The organism is Pseudomonas sp. K5002 (assembly GCF_013386655.1).
Classification (GTDB): domain Bacteria; phylum Pseudomonadota; class Gammaproteobacteria; order Pseudomonadales; family Pseudomonadaceae; genus Aquipseudomonas.
In genome coordinates, this window is sequence record NZ_JACARK010000219.1 from 1 (window position 1) to 3,263 (window position 3,263).

Consider the following 3,263-nt stretch of genomic DNA (forward strand, 5'->3'; position numbering starts at 1 on the left):
GTCCGCCAACTGGCCGCTGACGGTCACGGTGACGCTGCCGTCGGCGGCGGTCATCGGGCTGTAGCGCACATCGCCGGTGCATTGCTTGGCGTTGGAGACCTTGACCTGGTTGTCGATGCGGATGCTCGCAATCGGTGGCTCGACCGAGACCAGCACCTTGCCCGAATCATTGCGGGTGACGAAGCGCAGCGCCTTGAGGTTGACCATCAAGGCATCGGGCTTGACCAGGAACGGCTTGTTCTCGTCGTTGCCGTCGTCATTGAACTCCGGCAGTTGCGGCGGGATGAAGAAGCCACGGTCCAGCACCAGGTCGCCGGTCACTTGCTGCACGCCATTGGCCCGCAGGTCGCGCATCAGCAGCCAGAGTTTTTCCATGTTCAGCTTGGGGTCGCCGCCGCCCTTGAGGTACAGGTTGCCGTTCAGGATCCCGCCGCTCAGGGTGCCGTCGGTGTAGAACTCGGTTTTCCACTGATGGTTGGGACCGAGCATTTCCAGGGCCGCGTAGGTGGTGACCAGCTTCATGGTCGAGGCCGGGTTGACCGACACGTCAGCGTTGAACACGGTAGGTGTGCCCGGGCCATTGAGGGGAATCATCACCAGGGACAGGGCATTGTTTTGCAGCTTGGCTTTCTGGAGGGCTTCCTGGACCTTGGGCGGCAGGGAAGTGTTGATCGGGGCGGCGGTAACGGAAAAGGCCAGGGGCAGAAGAAAACTGGCGAGTAACAGTGGACGCAAAGATTTGATCATAAGAATTAAAACCCTACTGCTGAGGGGGTAAAAAGGTGAGGGGTATGTACGAAAAATCCCTCAATGGTCATGAAAGTGTCGGCATTATGCCCCAAGGCTGTCGCACTTGTGGCTGAACGATAGCTGCAATTGGCGGTTTTTTTTACTGGCACTCTGCCGCCTGTCCCAGAGAATCGGGCAAAGGCCTGCTTAAACTGCTAAAGTGCCGCCCGTTATTACTTAAGAGGATTGTTCCAATGGCGACTAACCGTTCCCGGCGTCTGCGCAAAAAACTGTGCGTTGATGAATTTCAAGAGCTGGGTTTCGAACTGAACCTGGACTTCAAAGAAGGTTTGGACGATGAAGCGGTTGACGCTTTCCTCGAAGCATTCCTGACTGAAGCGATGGACGGCAACGGCCTGGACTACGTCGGCGGTGATGACTTCGGTCTGGTTTGCAAAGCCACCCGTGGTTCGGTCAACGAAGAACAGCGTGCCGCTGTTGAAGCGTGGCTGAAGGCTCGTCCAGAGCTGACCCGCGTTGAAGTCAGCGCCCTGCTGGACGCTTGGCACCCAGAAAAGCCGATTAACCCGGCAGTCTGATGTCATGAAAAAGCGACCCGCCCGGGTCGCTTTTTCGTTACTGGGTCTAAAGAATCAGGCCTTGCGCCAGTTCAGAATCACCAGCGTCAACACCCCCGCGACAATTCCCCAGAACGCCGAACCGATGGAAAACAACGTCAACCCTGACGCTGTGACCATGAAGGTGATCAACGCAGCTTCCCGTTCCCTGGGTTCATTCATGGCGATGCTCAGGCCATTGATGATCGAGCCAAACAACGCCAGTGCCGCAATCGACAGCACCAGTTCCTTGGGCAGGGCGGCGAATAACGCGGCCAATGTCGCGCCAAACACCCCGGCGATCCCGTAGAAAATCCCGCACCAGACCGCGGCGGTGTAGCGCTTGTTGCGATCCTCATGGGCATGAGGGCCGGTGCAGATCGCCGCGCTGATGGCTGCCAGGTTGATGCCATGGGAGCCAAACGGCGCCAGCACCAGCGAGGCCAGGCCGGTGGTAGTAATCAATGGCGACGCCGGTACGTTATAGCCGTCGGCCCGCAGCACCGCGACACCCGGCATGTTCTGCGAGGTCATGGCCACCACGAACAGCGGGATGCCGATGCTGATGGTCGCGGCCAGGGAGAAGTGCGGCGTGGTCCACACCGGCGTTGCCACTTCCAGGTGAAAGCCACTGAAATCCAGCAGCCCCATCAGCCCGGACAGCGCCGTGCCGATCAGCAGTGCCGCGAGCACGGCATAACGCGGCGACAGGCGCTTGATGACCAGGTAAGTGAAGAACATCCCCAGCACCAGACCGGTACGGTGCTGCGCGGCGACGAAAATCTCGCTGCCGATCTTGAACAGAATCCCCGCCAGCAAGGCGGCCGCCAGGGACGCGGGGATGCGCTTGACGAGTTTTTCGAAGCTGCCGGTCAGCCCACAGATGGTCACCAGCACCGCGCAGGTGATGTAGGCGCCGATGGCCTCGCCGTAGCTGACGCCGCCCAGGCTGGTGATCAACAGCGCCGCGCCCGGTGTGGACCAGGCAATGGTGATCGGCGTGCGATAGCGCAGGGACAGACCAATGCTGCACACCGCCATGCCGATGGAAATCGCCCAGATCCACGAGGAAATTTGCGCGGTGGTCAGGCCGGCGGCCTGGCCAGCCTGAAACATCAGCACCAGGGAGCTGGTGTAGCCGGTCATCATGGCGATGAAACCGGCGACGATGGCCGAAGGCGAAGTGTCGGCCAGTGGGCGTAATCGCGCTTGGGGGACGTCGGACATGGGGCGGTGTTCCTTTTACCGGGCTGTCTGTAGGAGCGAGCTTGCTCGCGAAGGTCGTTAACGATGACGCTGGCATCCTGANNAGCAAGCTCGCTCCTACAAAGGAGAAAGTGCGGAATCAAGCCTAAACTCAAACGTAACGATTCATTGCAATACAGCCGGCGCCCCAAACAGCCGTACAGTGTGTTGGCGCACTGGGTTGTGTACAATGTGCGCTGATTTTACGCGATACTTGCCAGCGACCCTCTGTGCCGTATTACAGTCAACGTCAATTCGCCGCCGTTCTCCCGACCCGAGTGCCCATGAACGAACAGTTGCAGCCCCTCAAGAAACAACCGCGAGCCGGTAAGGCCGGTCGCAGTGGAACCCAGGACGATATCGTCTACGCGCATATCTTCGAGGCGATCCTCGAACAACGCCTGGCGCCCGGTACCAAATTGAGTGAAGAAGCGCTGGGCGAAATCTTCGGCGTCAGCCGCACCATCATTCGCCGCGCGCTGTCGCGCCTGGCCCATGAAGGCGTGGTACTGCTGCGGCCCAATCGTGGTGCGGTAGTGGCCAGCCCGAGCGTCGAGGAAGCCCGCCAGGTATTCCTCGCCCGGCGCCGGGTGGAGCGTGCGATCACTGAATTGGCGGTGCAGCATGCCACGGCCGAGCAACTGGCCGAGCTGCGGCAGATGGTCAACGACG

At 60.1% G+C, this 3,263-nt stretch carries 4 protein-coding genes; 2 read left to right on the forward strand and 2 right to left on the reverse strand.

Translation table 11 applies throughout. The features are described from left to right. Positions 1-747: D-alanyl-D-alanine carboxypeptidase/D-alanyl-D-alanine-endopeptidase (locus HX846_RS12055; RefSeq protein ID WP_178965448.1), on the reverse strand; the 747-nt coding region annotated here is incomplete at its 3' end. 236 nt (positions 748-983) lie between these two features. Here HX846_RS12055 and HX846_RS12060 point away from each other — a divergent pair. Next, positions 984-1,328, forward strand: a complete 345-nt coding sequence (locus HX846_RS12060) for a YggL family protein (RefSeq protein ID WP_003219101.1) — start codon at positions 984-986, stop codon at positions 1,326-1,328. 54 nt (positions 1,329-1,382) lie between these two features. Here the strand turns inward: HX846_RS12060 and HX846_RS12065 are convergent, their stop codons facing one another. Continuing rightward, positions 1,383-2,573: a benzoate/H(+) symporter BenE family transporter gene (locus HX846_RS12065; protein WP_008437554.1), complete on the reverse strand. Its 1,191-nt coding sequence runs from the start codon at positions 2,571-2,573 to the stop codon at positions 1,383-1,385. A 302-nt stretch (positions 2,574-2,875) separates the two neighbouring features. On the opposite strand from HX846_RS12065, the gene HX846_RS12070 reads away from it, so the two are divergent. Next, the coding region (locus HX846_RS12070; protein ID WP_178965449.1) for a GntR family transcriptional regulator at positions 2,876-3,263 on the forward strand (388 nt) is incomplete at its 3' end.

What these genes read in the sequence shown, in the direction of transcription:
- HX846_RS12060 (WP_003219101.1), top strand. Translation starts at nt 984, where the DNA reads ATGGCGACTAACCGTTCCCGGCGTCTGCGCAAAAAACTGTGCGTTGAT.
- HX846_RS12065 (WP_008437554.1), bottom strand. Translation starts at nt 2,573, where the DNA reads ATGTCCGACGTCCCCCAAGCGCGATTACGCCCACTGGCCGACACTTCG.